The 18,330-nt window shown below is 65.9% G+C and carries 14 protein-coding genes; 9 read left to right on the top strand and 5 right to left on the bottom strand.

Going from position 1 to position 18,330, the window contains the following annotated elements:
* The first annotated feature begins 77 nt into the window (after positions 1 to 77).
* The 6 genes from ASD79_RS18820 to ASD79_RS18795 all read left to right on the top strand — a co-directional run bounded on the left by ASD79_RS18820 (position 78) and on the right by ASD79_RS18795 (position 8,857).
* Complete coding sequence (locus tag ASD79_RS18820) at positions 78 to 1,754, top strand: DUF5597 domain-containing protein (RefSeq protein ID WP_056724465.1); 1,677 nt, start codon at positions 78 to 80, stop codon at positions 1,752 to 1,754.
* A 91-nt stretch (positions 1,755 to 1,845) separates the two neighbouring features.
* Complete coding sequence (locus tag ASD79_RS18815; protein WP_235524519.1) at positions 1,846 to 2,898, top strand: alpha/beta hydrolase family protein; 1,053 nt, start codon at positions 1,846 to 1,848, stop codon at positions 2,896 to 2,898.
* Positions 2,899 to 2,976: 78 nt separating this feature from the next.
* Positions 2,977 to 4,551 carry an alpha-L-fucosidase gene (locus ASD79_RS18810; RefSeq protein WP_056724461.1) on the top strand — a complete coding sequence of 525 codons (1,575 nt, stop codon included), beginning with the start codon at positions 2,977 to 2,979 and terminating at the stop codon, positions 4,549 to 4,551.
* Positions 4,552 to 4,622: 71 nt separating this feature from the next.
* Positions 4,623 to 6,503, top strand: a complete 1,881-nt coding sequence (locus ASD79_RS18805; RefSeq protein WP_082585021.1) for a glycoside hydrolase family 97 protein — start codon at positions 4,623 to 4,625, stop codon at positions 6,501 to 6,503.
* 43 nt (positions 6,504 to 6,546) lie between these two features.
* Entirely contained in the window at positions 6,547 to 7,740 is a 1,194-nt protein-coding gene (locus ASD79_RS18800; RefSeq protein ID WP_082585020.1) for an acyltransferase, read from the top strand.
* A 43-nt stretch (positions 7,741 to 7,783) separates the two neighbouring features.
* Positions 7,784 to 8,857: a non-reducing end alpha-L-arabinofuranosidase family hydrolase gene (locus tag ASD79_RS18795; RefSeq protein WP_082585019.1), complete on the top strand. Its 1,074-nt coding sequence runs from the start codon at positions 7,784 to 7,786 to the stop codon at positions 8,855 to 8,857.
* 196 nt (positions 8,858 to 9,053) lie between these two features.
* Here the strand turns inward: ASD79_RS18795 and ASD79_RS18790 are convergent, their stop codons facing one another.
* Positions 9,054 to 10,172, bottom strand: coding sequence for an ROK family transcriptional regulator (locus tag ASD79_RS18790; RefSeq protein ID WP_235524518.1), 1,119 nt, complete (start codon positions 10,170 to 10,172; stop codon positions 9,054 to 9,056).
* A gap of 124 nt (positions 10,173 to 10,296) precedes the next feature.
* On the opposite strand from ASD79_RS18790, the gene ASD79_RS18785 reads away from it, so the two are divergent.
* On the top strand, positions 10,297 to 12,813 hold the full coding sequence (locus ASD79_RS18785) for a TonB-dependent receptor (RefSeq protein WP_056724458.1): 2,517 nt from the start codon (positions 10,297 to 10,299) through the stop codon (positions 12,811 to 12,813).
* Positions 12,807 to 13,985: a YdcF family protein gene (locus tag ASD79_RS18780; protein ID WP_082585017.1), complete on the top strand. Its 1,179-nt coding sequence runs from the start codon at positions 12,807 to 12,809 to the stop codon at positions 13,983 to 13,985. The genes ASD79_RS18785 and ASD79_RS18780 overlap by 7 nt, the downstream gene beginning before the upstream one ends.
* A 288-nt stretch (positions 13,986 to 14,273) precedes the next feature.
* Here the strand turns inward: ASD79_RS18780 and ASD79_RS18775 are convergent, their stop codons facing one another.
* Both ASD79_RS18775 and ASD79_RS18770 read right to left on the bottom strand, forming a co-directional pair.
* Positions 14,274 to 15,176: a pirin family protein gene (locus ASD79_RS18775; RefSeq protein ID WP_056724455.1), complete on the bottom strand. Its 903-nt coding sequence runs from the start codon at positions 15,174 to 15,176 to the stop codon at positions 14,274 to 14,276.
* Positions 15,177 to 15,210: 34 nt separating this feature from the next.
* Positions 15,211 to 15,819 carry an isochorismatase family protein gene (locus tag ASD79_RS18770; protein ID WP_056724453.1) on the bottom strand — a complete coding sequence of 203 codons (609 nt, stop codon included), beginning with the start codon at positions 15,817 to 15,819 and terminating at the stop codon, positions 15,211 to 15,213.
* A 124-nt stretch (positions 15,820 to 15,943) separates the two neighbouring features.
* Here ASD79_RS18770 and ASD79_RS18765 point away from each other — a divergent pair, with 124 nt between their 5' ends.
* Positions 15,944 to 16,858 (top strand): LysR family transcriptional regulator, encoded by a 915-nt coding sequence (locus tag ASD79_RS18765; protein ID WP_056724450.1) that lies wholly within the window; start codon positions 15,944 to 15,946, stop codon positions 16,856 to 16,858.
* Between the two features lie 24 nt (positions 16,859 to 16,882).
* Here ASD79_RS18765 and ASD79_RS18760 read toward each other — a convergent pair whose 3' ends face one another.
* Both ASD79_RS18760 and ASD79_RS18755 read right to left on the bottom strand, forming a co-directional pair.
* Entirely contained in the window at positions 16,883 to 17,359 is a 477-nt protein-coding gene (locus ASD79_RS18760) for an SRPBCC family protein (RefSeq protein ID WP_056724448.1), read from the bottom strand.
* A gap of 30 nt (positions 17,360 to 17,389) precedes the next feature.
* On the bottom strand, positions 17,390 to 18,271 hold the full coding sequence (locus tag ASD79_RS18755) for an SDR family oxidoreductase (RefSeq protein WP_056724446.1): 882 nt from the start codon (positions 18,269 to 18,271) through the stop codon (positions 17,390 to 17,392).
* Between the last annotated feature and the right edge of the window lie 59 nt (positions 18,272 to 18,330).

The raw sequence follows: 18,330 nt of genomic DNA, 5'->3' as shown, positions 1-18,330 counted from the left end.
GACAGGGAAGCCTCGCCAGATCCTCATCCAACACGTCGACCTCGCCATTCGGGCGGGCTCATGGAGTTTTTCCGCGCATGTGGACTTCGATCCGTGGCGGCCGGTCGCCGCGTTTCGTGAGCAGCCTGGCGGCCCTCGTCCTGGCTTTCGCCGGCGGAGCGGTGGCGGCGGCCGAGGCGCAGCCGACCAACCCGGTTCCGCGCATCGTGACCCGCGACGGCCGCCACGCCCTGTTCGTCGACGGCGCGCCGTTCCTGATGCTGGGCGCCCAGGTCAACAACAGCAGCAACTATCCGGACGTGCTGCCGGAGGTCTGGCCCACGATCAAGCGCATCCACGCCAACACCGTCGAGGTCCCGGTCGCCTGGGAGCAGATCGAGCCCGTCGAGGGTCGGTTCGACTTCTCGTTCGTGGACACGCTGGTGGAGCAGGCCCGCGCCAACAAGGTGCGGCTGGTGCTGTTGTGGTTCGGCACCTGGAAGAACACTGGGCCCAGCTACACGCCGGAATGGGTCAAGCTCGACGGCAAGCGCTTCCCGCGGATGATCACCGCCAGCGGCCAGCCCCACTATGTGCTGTCGCCGCATAGCCGGACCACGCTGGAGGCCGACAAGCGCGCCTTCGTCAAGCTGATGGAGCACATCCGCCAGATCGACCCGCAGAACACGATCATCATGATCCAGCCGGAAAACGAGGTCGGCTCCTACGGCAGCGTCCGGGACTTCTCGCCCGCGGCCCAGAAGCTGTTCGACGGACCAGTTCCCGCCGCCCTGCTCAAGCGCCTGGGCAAATCGCCGGGAAGCTGGAAGGCCGTGTTCGGGGCCGACGCGGACGAATATTTCAATGCCTGGTCGTTCGCCGCCTATGTCGAGGAGATCGCCAAGGCTGGCAAGGCGGTCAAGCCGCTGCCGATGTACATGAACGCGGCCCTGGCTTCGGCCTTCGGCCGGCAGCCGGCCCCGACCTACGCCAGCGGCGGGCCGGTGCATCACGTGATCGACGTCTACAAGGCCGCCGCGCCGTCGATCGACCTGGTCGCGCCGGACATCTATGTCCGCGACCACGCGGCGTACCTGGCCTATCTGGACTACTACTCCAGGCCCGACAACGCGCTCTTCGTGCCCGAAACCGGCAACGACACCGAGTTCGCCCGCTATTTCTTCGCGACCATCGGCAAGGGCGCGATCGGGTTCTCGCCGTTCGGCATGGACGACACCGGCTATTACAACTACCCGCTCGGGGCCAAGGACTTCGACGAGTCCAAGGCCAAGCTGTTCGCCCGGAATTACACCCTGTTCGAGCCCATGGCGCGCGAGTGGGCGGCCCTGGCGTTCGCGGGCAAGACCTGGGGCGTCTCCGAGCCGACCGACCCCAAGGCCAACCACACCCAGGTGATGGAGCTCGGTCCCTATCGCGCCGTCGCCACCTTCGGCCAATGGCAGTTCGGAACGGACAAGCCGACCGGCAATCCCCAGCCCGTGGGCGGCGCGGCGGTCGCCGAGCTTGGTCCGGGCGACTACCTGCTGACCGGTTTCAACACCCGCGTGAAGTTCGAGCCGTCCAAGCCCGAAAGCGGCCAGATGCTCCGCGTCGAGGAGGGCCGGTTCGAGAACGGAAAATGGATCTTCCGGCGGGTCTGGAACGGCGACCAGACCGACAACGGCCTCAATCTGGTCGATCGCCAGCAGGTCCTGCGGATCAAGTTCGGAGCGGCCCAGGGCGCGGCGATTATTCCGGTGGGCAACCCGAACTGATCGTCGGCCAAGCCTCCGGAACGGGGCGCGCGAGAGCAGGAAACGGGGGGGCAATTTCAGGCTTCCACCCGTGAAGGGAAAGGGGACGCACGTGAAAACCGGTTGGGCTTCCATAGCGATGGCCATTCTATTGGCGGCGTCGAGCACGGACTTGCGGGCGGCCTCGCCGTCGCCTCCCGCGGCGAGCGCCAAATCCGTGACCGTCGACCGTATCAAGGTCCACGGCGCGGCCTTGGAGGGCAATCTCGAAGGCGAGTCGGCTGATCGGGATGTCGTGGTCTATCTCCCACCCGGCTATGCCGCCAACCCGTCGCGCCGCTATCCGGTCGTCTACGCGCTGCATGGATATGGCATGACCGCCGACGCGTTCGCGGGATTGCTCCAGACCCCGCGAACCGTCGAGGCCGCCTTCGCGTCGGGCGCGCCCGACGTGATCGTCGTCTTGCCGGACACCCAGACCCTGCACAACGGCTCCATGTACTCGAGTTCAGTGACGATCGGCGACTGGGAAGGGTTCATCACCCGCGACCTGGTCAGCTACGTCGATACCCATTACCGCACCCTTCCGGACCGCCTGAGCCGCGGCCTCGCCGGTCACTCCATGGGCGGCTACGGCGTCGCGCGCATCGGCATGAAGCACCCCGAGACGTTTGGCGCGCTCTACATCATGAGCCCATGCTGCCTTTCGGCCCGCGAGGTTCCGCCGCCAGAAGCCGCCGCGAGTGTTGAAGCCGTCAAAACCCGGGAAGAGGCGACCAAGCTCGGCTTCCTGCCGCGCGCGACCTTCGCCGTCGCCGCCGCCTGGTCGCCGAACCCGAAGAAGCCGCCGTTCTATGTCGATCTGCCGACGTCGAACGGCGTCGTCGACCGGTCGGTGCTGGCGCGATGGGCCGCCAACGCGCCCCTGAGCATGCTCGACCAGTACGTCTTCAATCTGCGGCGATATCAGGCGATCGCCATGGATGTGGGCGACCAGGACGGGCTGAAGGTCGACGCGGCCGAATTGCACGAACGCATGGACGCCTCTGGCGTGGAGAACACTTTCGAAATTTACAGTGGGGACCACGGCAGCGCCGTCGCCAGTCGTTTCCAGAATAACGTTCTGCCGTTCTTTGGGCGCGTACTTCATTCCGTCGGAAAATAGCGGACATCTTGGTCGTCGGGTTCGCGATCCGTAGGTCGCGGTCCAACAGGAATATTCAAAGAAATTTGGGAGTTGAGCATGGTGACGTTGAACAAGCGGCATTTCCTGGGTGTCCCAGCCCTCGCGGCGCTGGGCCTGGCGGGAGCCGCCCAGGCGAGGCAGGAGCCGTCCGCGGACGCCTGCGCCAAGCTGCCGGCGCCGGACTATCGGCTGCCCATGGCCAAGGGCCCGTTCCGCCAGGAGCCCGAGTCCCTGAAGACCTACCAGGCCCCCGACTGGTTCCGCGACGCCAAGTTCGGGATCTGGGCCCATTGGGGCCCGCAGGCCGTGCCGCGCCAGGGCGACTGGTACGCCCGGCAGATGTACGTTCCGGGCCACCCGCACTACGACCACCACCTGAAGACCTACGGCCAGCCTTCCAAGGTCGGCTACAAGGACATCATTCCCTTGTGGACGGCGGAGAAGTTCGATCCCGAGGTCCTCATGGACCAGTACGCCGCCGCCGGCGCCAAGTACTTCGTCAGCATGGGCGTGCATCACGACAATTTCGACCTGTGGAACTCCAAGCATCATCGCTGGAACGCGGTGGCCATGGGCCCCAAGCGCGACATCGTCGGCGCCTGGAAGGCGGCTGCACGCAAGCGCAAGCTGCGTTTCGGCGTATCGGAGCACCTGGGCGCCAGCCACAACTGGTGGCATCCCAGCCATCTCTATAACCAGGCCTGGCCCGAAAACGGCGTGGCCTATGACGGCGCGGACCCCAAGTACGCCGACCTCTACCATCCGCCGCACAACGAGCCTTATCGCGTCGCCCCCGACACCTGGTACACCAAGGATCCGCGGTTCCATCAGATCTGGTTCGACCGCATGCGCGACCTGCTTGACACCTACGAGCCGGACCTTCTGTACTCGGACGGAGGGCTGCCGTTCGGCGTGGTCGGGCGAAGCCTGGTCGCGCACATGTACAACAGCAGCATCGCGCGCGGCGGCAAGCTCGAGGCCGTCTACAATTGCAAGGATCTGGGCTCCGGCGAATTCCACAAGGAATGGGCGGTCCAGGATGTCGAGCGCGGGGTCCTGAACGGCATCAATCCGCTGCCGTGGCAGACCGACACCTCCAACGGCGATTGGTTCTACAGCGACGGCTACAAGTACAAGACCACGTCGGAAGTCATCGCCATGCTGGCCGACATCGTCAGCAAGAACGGCAACCTGCTGCTGAACGTCGTGCTGTATCCGGACGGCAGCCTGCCGCCCGAGTCGCAACTGCTCCTGGAGGAGCTGGCGCCATGGATGGCGGCGAACGCCGAAGCCATTCACGGAACACGGCCGTGGAAGGTGTTCGGCGAAGGGCCGACCGAAGCCGCGGCCGGGGCGTTCCAGGAGAGCGCGGCCTATACCGCTCGGGACATTCGCTTCACGACCAAGGGCGACACGCTCTATGCGATCGCGCTCGGAGAACCGTCGGGCTCCACCGAGATCGCCGCGCTCGCCGCGGGCAATCCCCATGAGCGTCGGCGCGTGGCGCGGGTCGAGATGCTGGGCCGTCGCGGGCCGCTCAAGTTCCGCCAGGGCGCCGGCGCGCTGTCGATCGAGGTCCCGGCGCGCGCGCCGACCCGCCACGCCAGCGTTTTCAAGATCAGCTTCGCCTGAGGCCATTGGCGGTGGGTAACCGCAGCCATCGTCTTCGCGCCCTCTGAATCTCACTCCAAGGGAATCTTCCGTTGTTCAACATCATGATGGCGCTGGCCGTGTCCCAAATCGTCGTGGCCTCGCCCGACAAGAAGGCGGAGATCAGGATCGCGGCCGACGGGGCGAGCTACTCGGTCTATCGCGAGGGCGAACCGATCGTGTCCGCTTCTCCGATGGGCCTGGAGCTGGCGAACGCACCCGATTTCTCGGATCTGGAGGTCGTCGATATTCAAAAGCAAAGTCAGAAGCGCGACCTTGCCTTGACGGCGACAAAGGCCAGCGCGGCGCGAGACTGGCACAATGGGGCGATCGTCACCTTCCGTGAAAAGACCGGCGCCCATCGGACGCTTTCGGTGGAAGCACGGGCCTCCAACGACGGAGTCGCGTTTCGCTATCTGTTGCCCAAGGACGCGCCGGTGGTGCTCAAGGGGGAAAAGACGGCGTACCGCTTTCCGAACGACCCCGCCTGCGAAGTCACCGAATATTCGAGCTCTCATGAGAATTCATGGGCCCTGAAGAAGATCTCCGAACTGGACGGCGCCAAGCTCTATGACGTTCCGGTGGTCTGTTCGTCCGCCTCCGGCCGCACCCACTATGCGATCGTGCAGTCGGGGATAGAGGCCTATGCGGGATCGAGCCTGTCCCCGGTCGACGGCGGGCTGAAGGTCAGGGTGACGCCGCTACCCGACCGCAAGGATGTCGCCGTCAGATCCGCCGCCGGCCTGACCAGCGCCTGGCGCGCGGTCATGATGGCCGACCGCGCCGGCGATCTCATCCAATCCCACCTGATCGGAAATCTCTCCGCCCAGGCCGAGGGCGACTATTCCTGGGTCAAGCCCGGCAAGGTGGCCTGGGACTGGTGGTCTGGACCGACGGCCGGCGAGAAGCCGACCATGGAGCGTTTCCGCCGCTTCATCGATTTCGCGGCCGAGTCCGGCTTTCCCTATTTTCTCATCGACGCAGGATGGCCCCTCAACGCCACTCCGTGCTGCGACGCGGACCCGAAGACCGACATCACCCAGAGCAATCCGGTGATCGATATGCCGGCCCTGGTGAAATACGCGGACTCAAAGGGCGTCGGGCTCATCCTGTGGGCGCACTGGAAGCATGTCGAACCCCGGATGGAGGCGGTGCTCGACACCTATCAGCGTTGGGGGATCAAGGGCGTCAAGGTCGACTTCATGGAACGGGACGACCAGGAGATGGTCCAGTTCTATGTCCGCCTGGCCCAGGAAACCGCCAAGCGCCATCTGCTCCTGGACATGCACGGCGCCTTCCCTCCGGCCGGGCTGGCGCGCACCTATCCCAACTACATCACCCAGGAAGGCGTGCTGGGGCTGGAATACAACAAGTTCGCCTGGGGACAGGTCACGCCCGGGCACAACGTCAAGCTCGCCTATACCCGCATGCTGCTGGGCCCCATGGACTATACCCCGGGCGGTTTCCGCAACAGCACGCCGCAGACCTATGTCGCCCGGGAAGTCATGCCGATGACCCGCACGACGCGCGGCCAGGCCCTGGCCCAGTACGTGGTGTTCGACAGCCCGCTGCAGATGATCTCCGACGACCCCGCGGCCTATGCGAACGCGCCGGGCTTCGAGTTTCTCAAGGATGTTCCGACCGCCTGGGACGAGACGCGGTTCATCGATGGATCGCCGGAAAGCCACGTCGTGGTGGCGCGGCGCAAGGGTCAGACCTGGTACGTCGGCGCCATGACGAACGAGGAGTCACGCACCGTCGCCATACCGCTCGGCTTTCTGGGGGGAGGGAAGTTCAAGGCCGAGATCTGGCAAGACGGCGCTGGGGCCAATGACGTCGAACATGTCGTCAAGTCGATCTCGAACCGCGACGTTCTTCACATTCCCATGAGCGTGGGCGGCGGGGCCGCGATCACCATCAAACCCGTTCACTAGGGTTGGAACGCGCGGTGCGATCCACACGACTTTGCGAGGATACATGACTGAGCAAACTGGGGCGCTCGCCATGCCCGGATCGGCCGCGGCGACGTCGACAGACGCCACCGCGCCGGCGAAGGGCCACTATGTCATCCTCGATGGCTTGCGCGGCGTGGCGTCCCTGATGGTGGTCATCTTCCATCTCTTCGAGGCCTATGCCGGAGGCAATCCACAAAAGCAGATCGTCAATCACGGCTACCTCGCGGTGGACTTCTTCTTCCTGCTGTCGGGCTTCGTGATCGCCTATGCCTATGACGAGCGCTGGGCGGCGGGGATGAGCCAATGGGCGTTCTACAAGCGCCGTCTGGTCCGGCTCCAGCCGATGATCATCATGGGCAGTCTGATCGGCGCGGCCCTGGTCGCCTTCCAGCACTTCTCGATCTTCCCCAAGCTGGAGGCCGTTTCGGCCTGGCAGGTGGTGGCGGTGATGCTGCTCGGCTGCCTGATGGTCCCGCTGACGCCATCGGCGGAAATTCGCGGGTGGGGCGAGATCTATCCGCTCAATGGGCCGGCCTGGTCGCTGTTCTACGAGTACCTCGCCAACATCCTCTACGCGGTGGGCCTGCGGAAGCTGTCGAACCGGGCGCTGGGCGTCCTGGTGGCCCTGGCGGCCTTGGCGCTGATCCACATGCTGGTGTTCGGTCCCAGGGGCGACGTCATTGGTGGGTGGGCGCTCGACGCCGGTGGAATTCGCATCGGCCTGACGCGCGTGCTCTTCCCGTTCTTCGCTGGGGTGCTGCTCATGCGGCTGGGCAAGCGGGTCAAGGTCGGCGGCGCCTTCGCGGTCTGCAGCCTGCTGCTGGTCGCGGCGCTGGCGCTCCCGCGGTTTGGCGGAACGGAGCGGCTGTGGGCCAATGGCCTCTACGAAGCGGCCTGCGTGATCGTGCTGTTTCCGCTGATCGTCATGATCGGGGCCGGCGAGAAGGACGCGAGCGGCCCCTCGGTGCGGATCGCCCGCTTCTTCGGCGACCTGTCCTATCCGCTCTACATCACCCACTATCCCCTGATCTACATCTACACCGGCTGGGTGGTGGACAAGAAGGTTCCCCCGGCGCGGGGCGCCCTGGTGGGGGCCGGCGTGTTCGTGGCCGCTGTCGCGATCGCCTATGCCTGCCTCAAACTCTACGACGAGCCCGCCCGGCGCTGGCTGGCCGACAGGCTGCTGGCCCGCGGTCGCTTCCGATCCTCCAACTGATCACTCCCATCTCCATTTCGATTTCCAGACAGGACACACGCCCATGACGATCATCAAAGGCCGGACTTCAGCCCGGGTCGCGGCCGCCGCCCTCCTCGGCCTCGCCAGCCTGGTCGGCGCGACGCAGGCCCAGGCGGGCGAGAAGGGAGGTTTCCAATGGCATTCCTCAGCGCAGCTGATCGCGCCGTCCGCCAAGGGCGAGCGCTATGCCGGCCTCAAGGATCCCTCGGTGGTCTATTTCAACGGCGCCTACCACGTCTTCATGACCACGGCCGCCCCCGATGGATGGAACCTGGCCTACAGCCGTTTCACCGACTGGTCCGAGGCGCCCAAGGCCGAGGTCGTCAGCCTGAAACAGTCCGGCATTGGCCCCGGCTATCGCGCCGCGCCGCAGGTCTTCTACTTCGCGCCGCAGAAGCTCTGGTACATGGTCTATCAGGGCGGCCCGCCGCTCTACTCGACGACCGCGAACATCGAAGACCCCATGTCGTGGAGCACGCCGAAGCCGTTCTTTTCGCAAACGCCGGCCGTCGTCAAAGACTCGGGTCAGGAGAGCTGGCTCGACTTCTGGGTCATTTGCGACGACGCCACCTGCCACCTCTTCAACACGGGCGACAACGGCAAGCTCTACCGGTCGCAGACGCCCATCGGCCGGTTCCCCGAGGGCTTCACGGACACCAAGATCGTCATGGCCGGCGAGCGCGACGACATCTTCGAAGCCAGCATGCACTACAAGATCGCGGGGACGAACACCTACCTCACCGCGGTCGAGGCCATCAGCCCGCGCGGCCGCTACTTCCGCGCCTGGACCAGCGACAGGCTGGACGGCGAGTGGCGCCCGCTGGCCATCAGCGCCTCGAAGTCCTTCGCCGGGGGGGACAATGTCACGTTCGACGGGCCGGCCTGGGCGGAAGGCGTTTCCCACGGCGAACTGCTGCGCAGCGGCCATGACCAGACGCTGACGATCGATCCCTGCAAGCCCCTGCGGTTCCTCTATCAGGGCCTGGAATCCCACCCGGCCGGCACGGACTACATCAATCTGCCCTACCGTCTTGGCCTCCTGACCGCGACAGGATCCAATCCCATCAGCCAGATGTGTCCGCGATCTGTTGAGTGACGAGGTTCGATCAGCCCCGGCCGAGCCGGAGGGGAGAGTCGTGGCTCAAGCGGCTGGGATGGTGACGACATCCAGGCTCGGCTGGATCGCTCCGGAGATGCGGCGTCGGCTAGGCTCGCTGGTCAATGCCAGGTCTGGTGCGAGGGGGGCTACCTGTCGCGGTTTCGCCGCGACATGTCCATTCTGGGTTCCTTCTCTAGCCCCGCGCGATGGAGGCGTGGATCGGCAATAGCGCGGCGCCCAGAGCGGTCGAACTACCCCCGAAGCTGGACACGGCGATTTCGATGGCGGCGCGGTGTAGGCCCCAAAGAAGTCGATGCTGATTAAGTCGATCCGCCAATCGCGCGACCAGGGACGCTGGTAAAGGGCTCGCGAGAATGATCGCGCCGGGGTCGAACCAGGCGATCCCGCTGTTGACGGCGATTTCCAGCTGATGGGACGCGCGTTCGAGCCAGCGGTCTATGACGTGCTCGTACCCACGCGTCTGTTCCTCGAAATCGGCGACGGAATTGATGTCGCATCCCTCGTCACGCAGCACCGAAAGGAGGTCGAGCGTCGTTGGGCGGGGCCGGTCGCTAGGATAGAGGGTCCCGACCTCGCCGGCGTTGCCGAACTCGCCCTTCAACAGGCGTCCATCGTCGATGACCCCGGCCCCGATGCCATAGCCGAGCAAGAAGACGATCGCGGTGGAGCATCGCCGCAGGAGGCCTCCGAGATAGAATTCCGCCAGCACCGCCGCGGTGGCGTCATTCTCGAGCCAGACCGGCAGGCCGAGCGTTTCGTCCATGATCTGGCGTAGCGGCACGTCGCGCCAACCCGGAAGGGTGTGTACAACGCTCCAACGGTTGCCGTCGCGGGAAAGCGATGGTCCTGGAACGCCTATGCCAACGCCCAACAGGCGGGTTCCGAGCAGGCGATGTTCAACGGCGAGATCGTGGATTCTTCGATCCACCAGCCTGGCGAAGCGGTGCGGATCGGGCGGATCGATCTCTTCGCTGGTCAGTGAAATGATCCCGCCCGCGTAGTCGACTAGGGCTATTTCAAAAACACCCTGATGGACTGTCGCGCCGACGGCATAACCGCCCTCCGCCGCGACACGAAGGGGCGTCGTAGGGCGTCCGCGACCTTGCGGGTCTGGCGATTCCACCGCCTCGATCAGTCCCAAGGCGAGCAGGTTACGGGAGAGCTTGGTGACCGTGGCGTTGCTCACACGCAGCACGGCCGCGAGTTCCGTCCGCCCGGCAGGGCCGTGGGTCCGCAGGCGCCAGAGCAATCGCTTTTCTTCGTCGGACAAATTGAAGGGCGCGGAATTCACCAAGGGTCTCTGTAGGGGCGCGGAGCGGTGAACGGTCAGAATCCGATTTATTTTACAAGTAATAAATAAATATGTCGCAGCGCGCCTCCATACGCCACCCAACCGAAATCCCATGGGGGTACCGATGACCAAGACCATGCTTGCCCGAGGTTGCGCCTTGGCCGCCTTGTGCGCCGCCGCCTTCCCAGTCGCGGCCCAGACCAGCGCTTCACCTGCCACCACGCGACCCGCCGCCGTGGTCGACGCGACGGCCGAAACCTCCTCCCAGGTCGACCAGGTCATTGTCACGGGTTCGGCCCGGGCCGAGCGTCGCTTCGACGTGTCCTATGCGGCGAACGCCCTGTCTCAGAACCAAATCCAGAAGCTGGCGCCGCTGAACATGGCCGATCTGCTCGGAAAGCTTCCGGGCATCCAGGTCGAGCCGACCGGCGGCGAGGTGCAGAACATCACGCGTGTCCGCGGCATTCCCACGGACGGCGGCTATGCCTATTTCCAGCAGGATGGACTGCCGCTTTTCCACGAGATCGACGGCTTCTTCTTCCGCGCCGCCGACCTCGAGCGCTACGATCTGATGACCGATCGCATGGAGGTCGTGCGCGGCGGTCCCGCGCCCATCTACGCCAGCCAAGCGGCCGCGATCGTCAACAACGTCACGGTCTCGGGCAACGACACGACCCGGGGCAAAGCGCAACTGACGCTGGGGACCACGGGCCTCTATCGCCTGGACGCCTATCAAGCCGGGCCGATCAGCGACAAAACCTACTATGCTGTCGGCGGCTTCATCCGGCAGGACGACGGCCATCGTGACAACGGCTTCGCCAACGATCGCGGCGGCCAGATCCGGGCCAATATCAAGCACGACCTCGACAACGGTTCGATCCGCGTCAGCGTCAACTACCTCGACGACCACAACCTCTTCTATCTGCCGATCCCGACCGCCGATCCGCGGGACCCGTCGGTCTCGCTCGACAAGTACATCGACTACTTCGACGGCACGATGAACTCGCCGTCGCTCCGAAACGTCAACCAGAAGTACCGGAACGGCGCTGGCGTGATGCAATACGACACGCGCGATCTCGCGGACGGTCGGCACATGCAGTACGGCAACATCGGCCTGCAGTACGAAGGCGAGTTCGACGGCTGGCTGGTCGCGGCGAAGGGCGGCTTCACCAAGGGGAGCCTGAACTTCGACGCCTTCTATTCGACGTCGAACCCGGCGGACGCGACCACCTTCGCGGCCGGCTTCGTGAGCGCGGCGACCACCGCTTTCGGCGCGGTGAGCCGGCTTGGCTATGCGATCGCCGGCACGAACGGCGCTACGGTCTACAATCCGGCGTCGGCGTCGGGCCTGGTCATGCAGGGCCAGTATCGGGCCGTCGGCTCGGACTTCTACTCGACCCAGGGCGATCTGAGCGTCACCCGCAGGTTCGAAACCGGTCTGGGCTCCCATGACATCAAGGCCGGCGTTTATGGCAGCATCTACGGTCAGACGAGCAAGTCGGTCTATCAAGACTATCTGATCGAGGTCGCCGGCAAGCCGCGGACGCTGGATCTGGTCGCCTACTCCTCGACCGGCGCCGTCCTCGGCTACGTCACCGACAAGGGGGTTCTGCGTTACACCACCACCCTGAACCAGGGGGACGCCGACGCCAAGATGGTCGCGCTCTACGCCAACGATACCTGGGACATCACGGACAAAATCCGCCTGGACGCCGGCGTCCGTCATGAGCGCTACAGCTTCGACGGCTACGCGCTGCTCACCGACCAGACGAACCTCGGCGACACCACCACCCTGGCCGACGACGCCACGCGCTACTTCACGGGCGCGACCCAACCTCACAAGCTGAGCCCCACGGTCACGAACTGGACGCTGGGCGCCAACTACGACTTCACCAGCGACCTGGGCGTCTATGCACGCGCGTCGCACCTGGAAGTGCCGCCCAGCCTGCAGGTCACCGCCTCGGTCAACCCGACCATCGTCAAGACCAAGGCGGACCAGTTCGAAGTCGGCTTCAAGGCCACCTACGGCCGGTCGTACCTGTACGTGACGGGCTTCTACACCAAGTTTGATCCGCTCAACGCCTCGTTCCTCGCCTTCAATCCGGTGACCGGCCGCAACGACCAGACGGTTCCGTTCGTCGGCACGGCGGTCGTCAAGGGCGCGGAGATGGACGGCGCGCTGCGCCTGGCGAACTGGTTCTCGATCGACGGCTCGCTGACGGTTCAAGATCCGCAATACAAGAGTCTCGTCAACGCTGCCGGCGCGGACCCCAGCCAGGTCGAAGGCAACCAGATCATTCGTGAGTCCAAGATTTTCGGCAATATCCGCCCCAACTTCACTTTCGAGACGGCGATGGGCAGCGTCGAGCTCTATGGCCGATACGAATACACGGGCAAGCGATACGTCGATTTCTTCAACAACACCGCTCTGCCGAGCTACGGCGCCTACAGCGCCGGAGTGATGTTGACGAACGGCGCCTGGCGCGCCCAGGTCGTCGGCGACAACTTGACCAATGCCCACGGCTTGACCGAGGGCAACACCCGCACCGACACCCTGTCGGGACAAGGCAGCCGCGAGGCGATCTACGGGCGGCCGATCTTTGGCCGAAGCTTCCGGTTCGTGGTGAGCAAGTCATGGTGAGGGCAGGGCTGACCTCGGCTCTTGTCCTGGCGACGCTGCTGCTGGCGCGGCCGGGGCATTGCGCCCCGGTTGGCGACCAGCAGTGGTCGGTGCTCGCGGCGCGCCTCTTCCCCGCGCTGACCGCCTTGGAGCGGGCCCAGGCCGCCGCCGGCGACAAGGCGTCGAACCTGAGCGCGCCGCTCGCCGAGCGTCGCGGGCGGATGGACGCGTGTCAGCAGGCCCCAGGCTGTCTTTTGCGCGCCGGTCTCTGGAGCGATGCGGAGATCGCGGACGTCGCGGCGCTCGCGGATCACGCTCTGCAAGGACCCGCGCGTCAGGCCGCCTCGGCCGACGACGGCCTTCAGGCCCAGGTCGCGCGCGAACTGAAGGGTCTCAACAGCATCCTGCAGGTCTACGGCCTCGGCGCGCCGCCGCGCTATCCCCAGATCGATGGCCCAATCGACCCCCCAGGCGCCGCCTTGTTCAGCGCGACCCTCGTCGACGCCGTGAGTGTGGCGGAGGCTGGCAAGCAGGATCGTAGCGCGGTGCTTGATCCAAGCATCTCCCTGGCCCTGGCGCTGCTGGACGTGAACGATCGGGGCACGGCGTCGGCGTTCGAGCCGCTCGACGAACGCTACAACGGCGCCGCCCTGGCGCACGCGCGCGCCATCGACTGGCGGCGCTACCGGTTCACGGCGATCATCGTGCCTGGCGTCGGACCCGAGAATCCAGGGCTGACGCTCAGCGCGCGGGGCAAGCTGAACGTCCGCATGGCGGCCCAGCGCTTCGCCGACGGCGCCGCGCCCTTCATCATCCTCAGCGGCGGCGCCGTGCATCCTCGACTGTCGCCCAACGTGGAAGCCCTGGAGATGCGAAATGCGCTGATCGAGCGTTTCGCCATTCCGCCCGAGAGCATCGTGGTCGAGCCTTATGCCCGGCACACGACGACCAATCTGCGCAACGTCACGCGCCGGCTTGTCGCGCTGGGGGCGCCGGTCGATCAAGAGGCCCTGATTGTCACGAATGCCGAGCAGAGCAAATACATCGAGAGCGCCCTGTTCAGCGAGCGCAACAGGATCGAGCTCGGCTATCAGCCGGGCAAGGTCGGAGAGAGGCTCTCGTCTGTCGAACTGACCTTCCGGCCCGCGGCGTCGTCGCTGCGCGTCGATCCCTTGGATCCGCTCGATCCCTGATCGGCGCCGAGCCTCCGCGCGCCCAGCGCGCGGAGGACTCTCGCATGGGCCAGATGTCCGACCGAGAGGTGCGAGAGCACCGGGATGGCGACCATGCCGCCAACGATCGGCACACCGCACGCCAGCGCCTTCATCCCTGCGAGGACCGCCCAGGCTTGATGGGCGCCGGGCGTGTAGCCGAGTTGGCCCAGCGTCCAGCCTATGACACCCGCGGACGCCGCTCCCCCGGCCTTGAGGATCACGAGAACGAGGGCGGGGCGGGCGGCTCGCCGCCCGTGTGGTCTGGTTTCAGCGGAAGACGGGCGTAGAGCCAGACTGGGTGCGGCGGTCGCCCGCCTCGGCCAAGGCCCGGCCAAGCTCGGCGATCCGGCTCTCGCCGCGCACGAGGGCTTCGGCCGAGGTGTGGACCGAATAGTAGCCCATGTGCAGGTCATGCGGGTGCGGTGCGGCCGAACCCAGCACGAAGACGGCGTCCTGGTCGCCCAGCGCGGAGAAGATGATCCTGTCCTGCGACGGGGCGAAGACGGCCATGTCGCCGCCAGACAGCGCCTCGGTGGTCTGAAGCTTGCCGCTGGCGACGGCTACCCAGGCGGCCTCGTGCCCGGCTGGCGGCGTGTACGACCAGGTTTCGCCCGGCCGCAGCGTGACCAGCAGATAGTTGACGCCGGCCGGCGCGCGGACAGGGCTGCCAACGCCCTCGTACTGGCCAAGGATCACATGGGCCGGTCCGACATTGGCGATGCCTTCCGCCGGAATATATTGGCTCTCGGACGGCGCGTTCTCCGTCTCGGGCGGCAGCGCGATCCACAGCTGGAAGCCCTGGATCCGCGCCGAAGCGCCGGCCGACAGTTCCTTGCCATGCCAGACCCCGCCGCCGGCCCGCATCCATTCGACGCCGCCGTAGCCGATCGTGCCTTGCCCGGCGTCCGGGTCATCGAAGCGAAGATCGCCTTGAGTGAGGAGCGTGATGGTGGCGATGCCCGAGTGGGGATGAATCCCCATGCTTTCCGCCATCATCCGGGGATCGGCCTCGAACAGGTCGAGGAAGACGAAGGGCTTCAGCGCCTGACCCAGGTCGCCAGGGCTCATCAGCCGGGTGATCGGTCCGTGGCCGCGCCCCCGCGTGCGGTGAACGATCGGACGCGGGGATGACAGGACGACCGGGGCGGGGTTGAGGGTAGCCAGAGACATGAGGCGCTCCTTGGGCGTGGGTTTGCTGAACCGCTCAGCGCGGGGCGAGGGCGGCGAGATCAGTTGCGTGGGCGGTGAGGATAGCGCGGGCGTCGTTCGCCACCGGCGAGGCCCAGTCGCGAAACAGTTCGGTGACCACGGCCATGGCGGTGTTGGGCGCCGCGCCCGCCTGGGTCAGCCGTTCAACGGCGGTGCGGTGGGCCAACTGCGACATGCCGCCGACGGCGTCGACGACGAAGGTCACGTCATAGCCGTCGGCCATGGCCTCCAGGACGGGGAAGGCCAGGCAGATCTCGGTGTAGAGGGCGCCGAAGATCAGCTTCTTGCGTCCGGTCTTCTCGACGGCCGCGCGAAAGGCCCCGTCTTCCCAGGCGTTCATGGACGAGCGGTCGATGACCTCGACGCCCGACAGTTCGTCGGCGATGGACTGACGGGTTGGGTGGTTCACGCCCATCTTCACACCGACCGTCGACAGGATGACGGGCATGCCGAAGGCCTTGGCGGCCTTGATCAGCAGGCGAACGTTCAGGTCGATCAGGTCGGTGGAGGTTTCAGAACGGACATTGTCGAACATCTCGGTCTGGTAGTCGATCAGCACGAGGGCCGAGTCTTCGTGCCTGAAGACGCGCTGCGAGGTGGTCATTTGGATCTCTCCGGTTGGCAGGGCCCAAATGCCCTCAGTCGATGAGGAGAGATTGGCGTTCCTATATGGGTAATGGTAGATTGACAAAAGCGACATCTGTGTCGCGAAAAGTGGAACGCTATCGATGTTCGACCTGGAAGATCTCGCCACCTTCGTCGAAGTGGCCGACGCCGGCGGCGTGACCGCCGGGGCGAGACGGCTGGGACTTCCCAAGTCGATCGTCAGCCGTCGCCTGAAGCGCTTGGAGGCCGCCCTCGACGTGGAGCTTCTCACACGGACCACACGCGGCGCGGCGCTGACGGAAGCCGGCGCGACCTTTCGCCAGCATGCGGCGCGGGTGGTCGCCGAGATCGAGGCCGCGCGGGACGCCGTCGCCCCGGAAGGCCAGTTGACGGGGCGGTTGCGGATCGCGGCGCCGCTGACGCTGGGACCCACCCACTTCGCGCCGGTGCTAGCGTTGCTGGCGAGTCGACACCCCAAGCTGCATGTTCACACGTCCTACAGCGATCGCTTCGTGGACCTGGTCGGTGAGGGATTCGATGCCGGCATCCGCGTGGGCTACCTGACGGATTCCAACCTGCTTGCACGCCGGATCGCGCCTCTGCGGGGACGCTGCGTCGCCAGTCCCGACTACATCGCCACGCATGGCGCGCCGGAAACGCCCGAGGCGCTGGCCGAACACGAATGCCTCATGCAAGGCACGGAGACGTGGCGGTTCATGACTGGCGGGCAGATGCTTTCGGTTCGGCCCCATGGGCGTTTCAAGGCCGACAACGGCGTGGCCCTGGCCGCCGCCGCGATCCAGGGCCTGGGCATCGCGGCCTTGCCGGATTTCCTGATCCAGGACGCAATCGCCTCGGGCGCCCTGGTCACGGTGCTGGAGGCCTTTCCCTCGCCGCCGGCCGGTATCTATCTTGTCCGCCCGCCGAGCGATTTCCAGACGCGCAAGGTGCGGGTGCTGGGGGATGTGCTGGCCGAGTGCTTCCAGCGCCACGCTGGTGCGGAAGGCGACGATCGACGCACGGGAGCCGCCTCTTGAAGAAGCGGCTCCGCGGCCTGGTCGTCAGGCTCGAAGTTGGTCGCTTGCAAGCAGTTCGCGGGTCCGCTTCAGCGTCGACAGCAGGGCGATCCTGTAGCCGCCGCTGTCGAATTGCTTCTGGTCGGCCTGCTCTTCGGGGCCGTTGGGCTCCTTGTCGCGCAGGCCCAGATAGCAATAGAAGCGCAGTTGCAGCGCTCCAGTCTCATCCTCGAACAGTTCGTTGATGATGGCGCCTTCACGCGGACCGGCGGCCTGGAAGAAGGTGACCTTGCTCCGAGGTTCCAGGGTGACGATCTCGCGGAGGTCGGCGCCGCCGATCGTGGCTTCGCGGACGAAATGGGTCGCGCTTTCCTCCACGACATCGCAGTGCGTGCAGAGGCCCGGCGGCAGGAACAGGCGGGCGTCGCGGGCCTTGAGTTCCAGGCCAGCCCAGACTTGCGCACGGGTCAGCCTGGTTTCGCCTTCCGGGTTCACCGGGACGGTGGCGGTTGAATAGATCATGGTCGTCTTCCTCGGGAGCGTGCTGAGCGGTCAGGCCGACTTGGCGGCGGCCGCGGCGATCTGGGTCGCGAAGTCGCGATAGGTGTGCAGCGGGCGGCCCAGGATTCCGGTCAGGCGCGCGATGTCGCCAGCCTCGGGGAGCATGCCGTCGCCGACAAAGCGCTCGGCCATCAGGCGCATTTCATAGGCCATCCATTTGGGCATGAAGTTCGTCAGGTTCTGCTCGAACGCCGTGGGATCATCGCCGCCATAGACGACCGGGCGGCCCAGGACGTCCGACCAGATCGCCGCCACGTCCGACCCGGTCAGCGTATCGGGGCCGACCAGATTGAGGGTCTCGATCGGCAGCTTGCCCGGGGCCCGGTCGCGGCGGATCAGCTCGATCGCCGCGACCTCGGCGATGTCGCGGGCGTCGACCATGGCCAGGCCCTTGCCGCCAATCGGCATCGGATAGACGCCGTGGTCGAGGACGACGTCCTTGATCGTCAGCTCGTTGTCGATGAAGTAGGCCGGGCGCAGGATCGTGGCGCTGAAGCCCATCTGCTCGATCATCCGCTCGGCGCCGGACTTCACCGCGAAGTGCGGCACGTTCACGAAGCGATCGGCGTGGATCACCGACAGATAGACGACCCGTTCGACGCCGGACTCGCGGGCGACGTTGAGCGCGATCAGCGCCTGGGTGAATTCGTCCGCCGCCACCGCGTTGAGCAGGAACAGCGTACGGACGCCGGCGAACGCCGCGCGCACCGCGTCGATGTCGAGCAGGTCGCCTTGCACGACTTCCACGCCGGCCGGGAAGCTGGCCTTCGAGGGATCGCGGACCAGGACGCGCACGTCGGCGTCGCGCTGCACGAGTTGCTGGACGACTTGGCCGCCGACACGGCCGGTGGCGCCGGTAACAAGGATGGTCATGGAAGATCTCCGGGGTTTGAAGGAACACCCGGGAAATTAGTGATCCACATGCAGACCAA

The sequence above is a fragment of the Caulobacter sp. Root655 genome, assembly GCF_001427665.1.
Taxonomy (GTDB): domain Bacteria; phylum Pseudomonadota; class Alphaproteobacteria; order Caulobacterales; family Caulobacteraceae; genus Caulobacter.
Note: the sequence above shows the minus strand (reverse complement) of the source record. Positions and strands in the feature narration are given on the sequence as shown.

Excerpts from the sequence above, each read along its gene's own strand:
- ASD79_RS18820 (WP_056724465.1), top strand. The coding sequence starts at position 78 with ATGTGGACTTCGATCCGTGGCGGCCGGTCGCCGCGTTTCGTGAGCAGC.
- ASD79_RS18810 (WP_056724461.1), top strand. The coding sequence starts at position 2,977 with ATGGTGACGTTGAACAAGCGGCATTTCCTGGGTGTCCCAGCCCTCGCG.
- ASD79_RS18800 (WP_082585020.1), top strand. The coding sequence starts at position 6,547 with ATGACTGAGCAAACTGGGGCGCTCGCCATGCCCGGATCGGCCGCGGCG.
- ASD79_RS18795 (WP_082585019.1), top strand. The coding sequence starts at position 7,784 with ATGACGATCATCAAAGGCCGGACTTCAGCCCGGGTCGCGGCCGCCGCC.
- ASD79_RS18785 (WP_056724458.1), top strand. The coding sequence starts at position 10,297 with ATGACCAAGACCATGCTTGCCCGAGGTTGCGCCTTGGCCGCCTTGTGC.
- ASD79_RS18780 (WP_082585017.1), top strand. The coding sequence starts at position 12,807 with ATGGTGAGGGCAGGGCTGACCTCGGCTCTTGTCCTGGCGACGCTGCTG.
- ASD79_RS18775 (WP_056724455.1), bottom strand. The coding sequence starts at position 15,176 with ATGTCTCTGGCTACCCTCAACCCCGCCCCGGTCGTCCTGTCATCCCCG.
- ASD79_RS18770 (WP_056724453.1), bottom strand. The coding sequence starts at position 15,819 with ATGACCACCTCGCAGCGCGTCTTCAGGCACGAAGACTCGGCCCTCGTG.
- ASD79_RS18765 (WP_056724450.1), top strand. The coding sequence starts at position 15,944 with ATGTTCGACCTGGAAGATCTCGCCACCTTCGTCGAAGTGGCCGACGCC.
- ASD79_RS18760 (WP_056724448.1), bottom strand. The coding sequence starts at position 17,359 with ATGATCTATTCAACCGCCACCGTCCCGGTGAACCCGGAAGGCGAAACC.
- ASD79_RS18755 (WP_056724446.1), bottom strand. The coding sequence starts at position 18,271 with ATGACCATCCTTGTTACCGGCGCCACCGGCCGTGTCGGCGGCCAAGTC.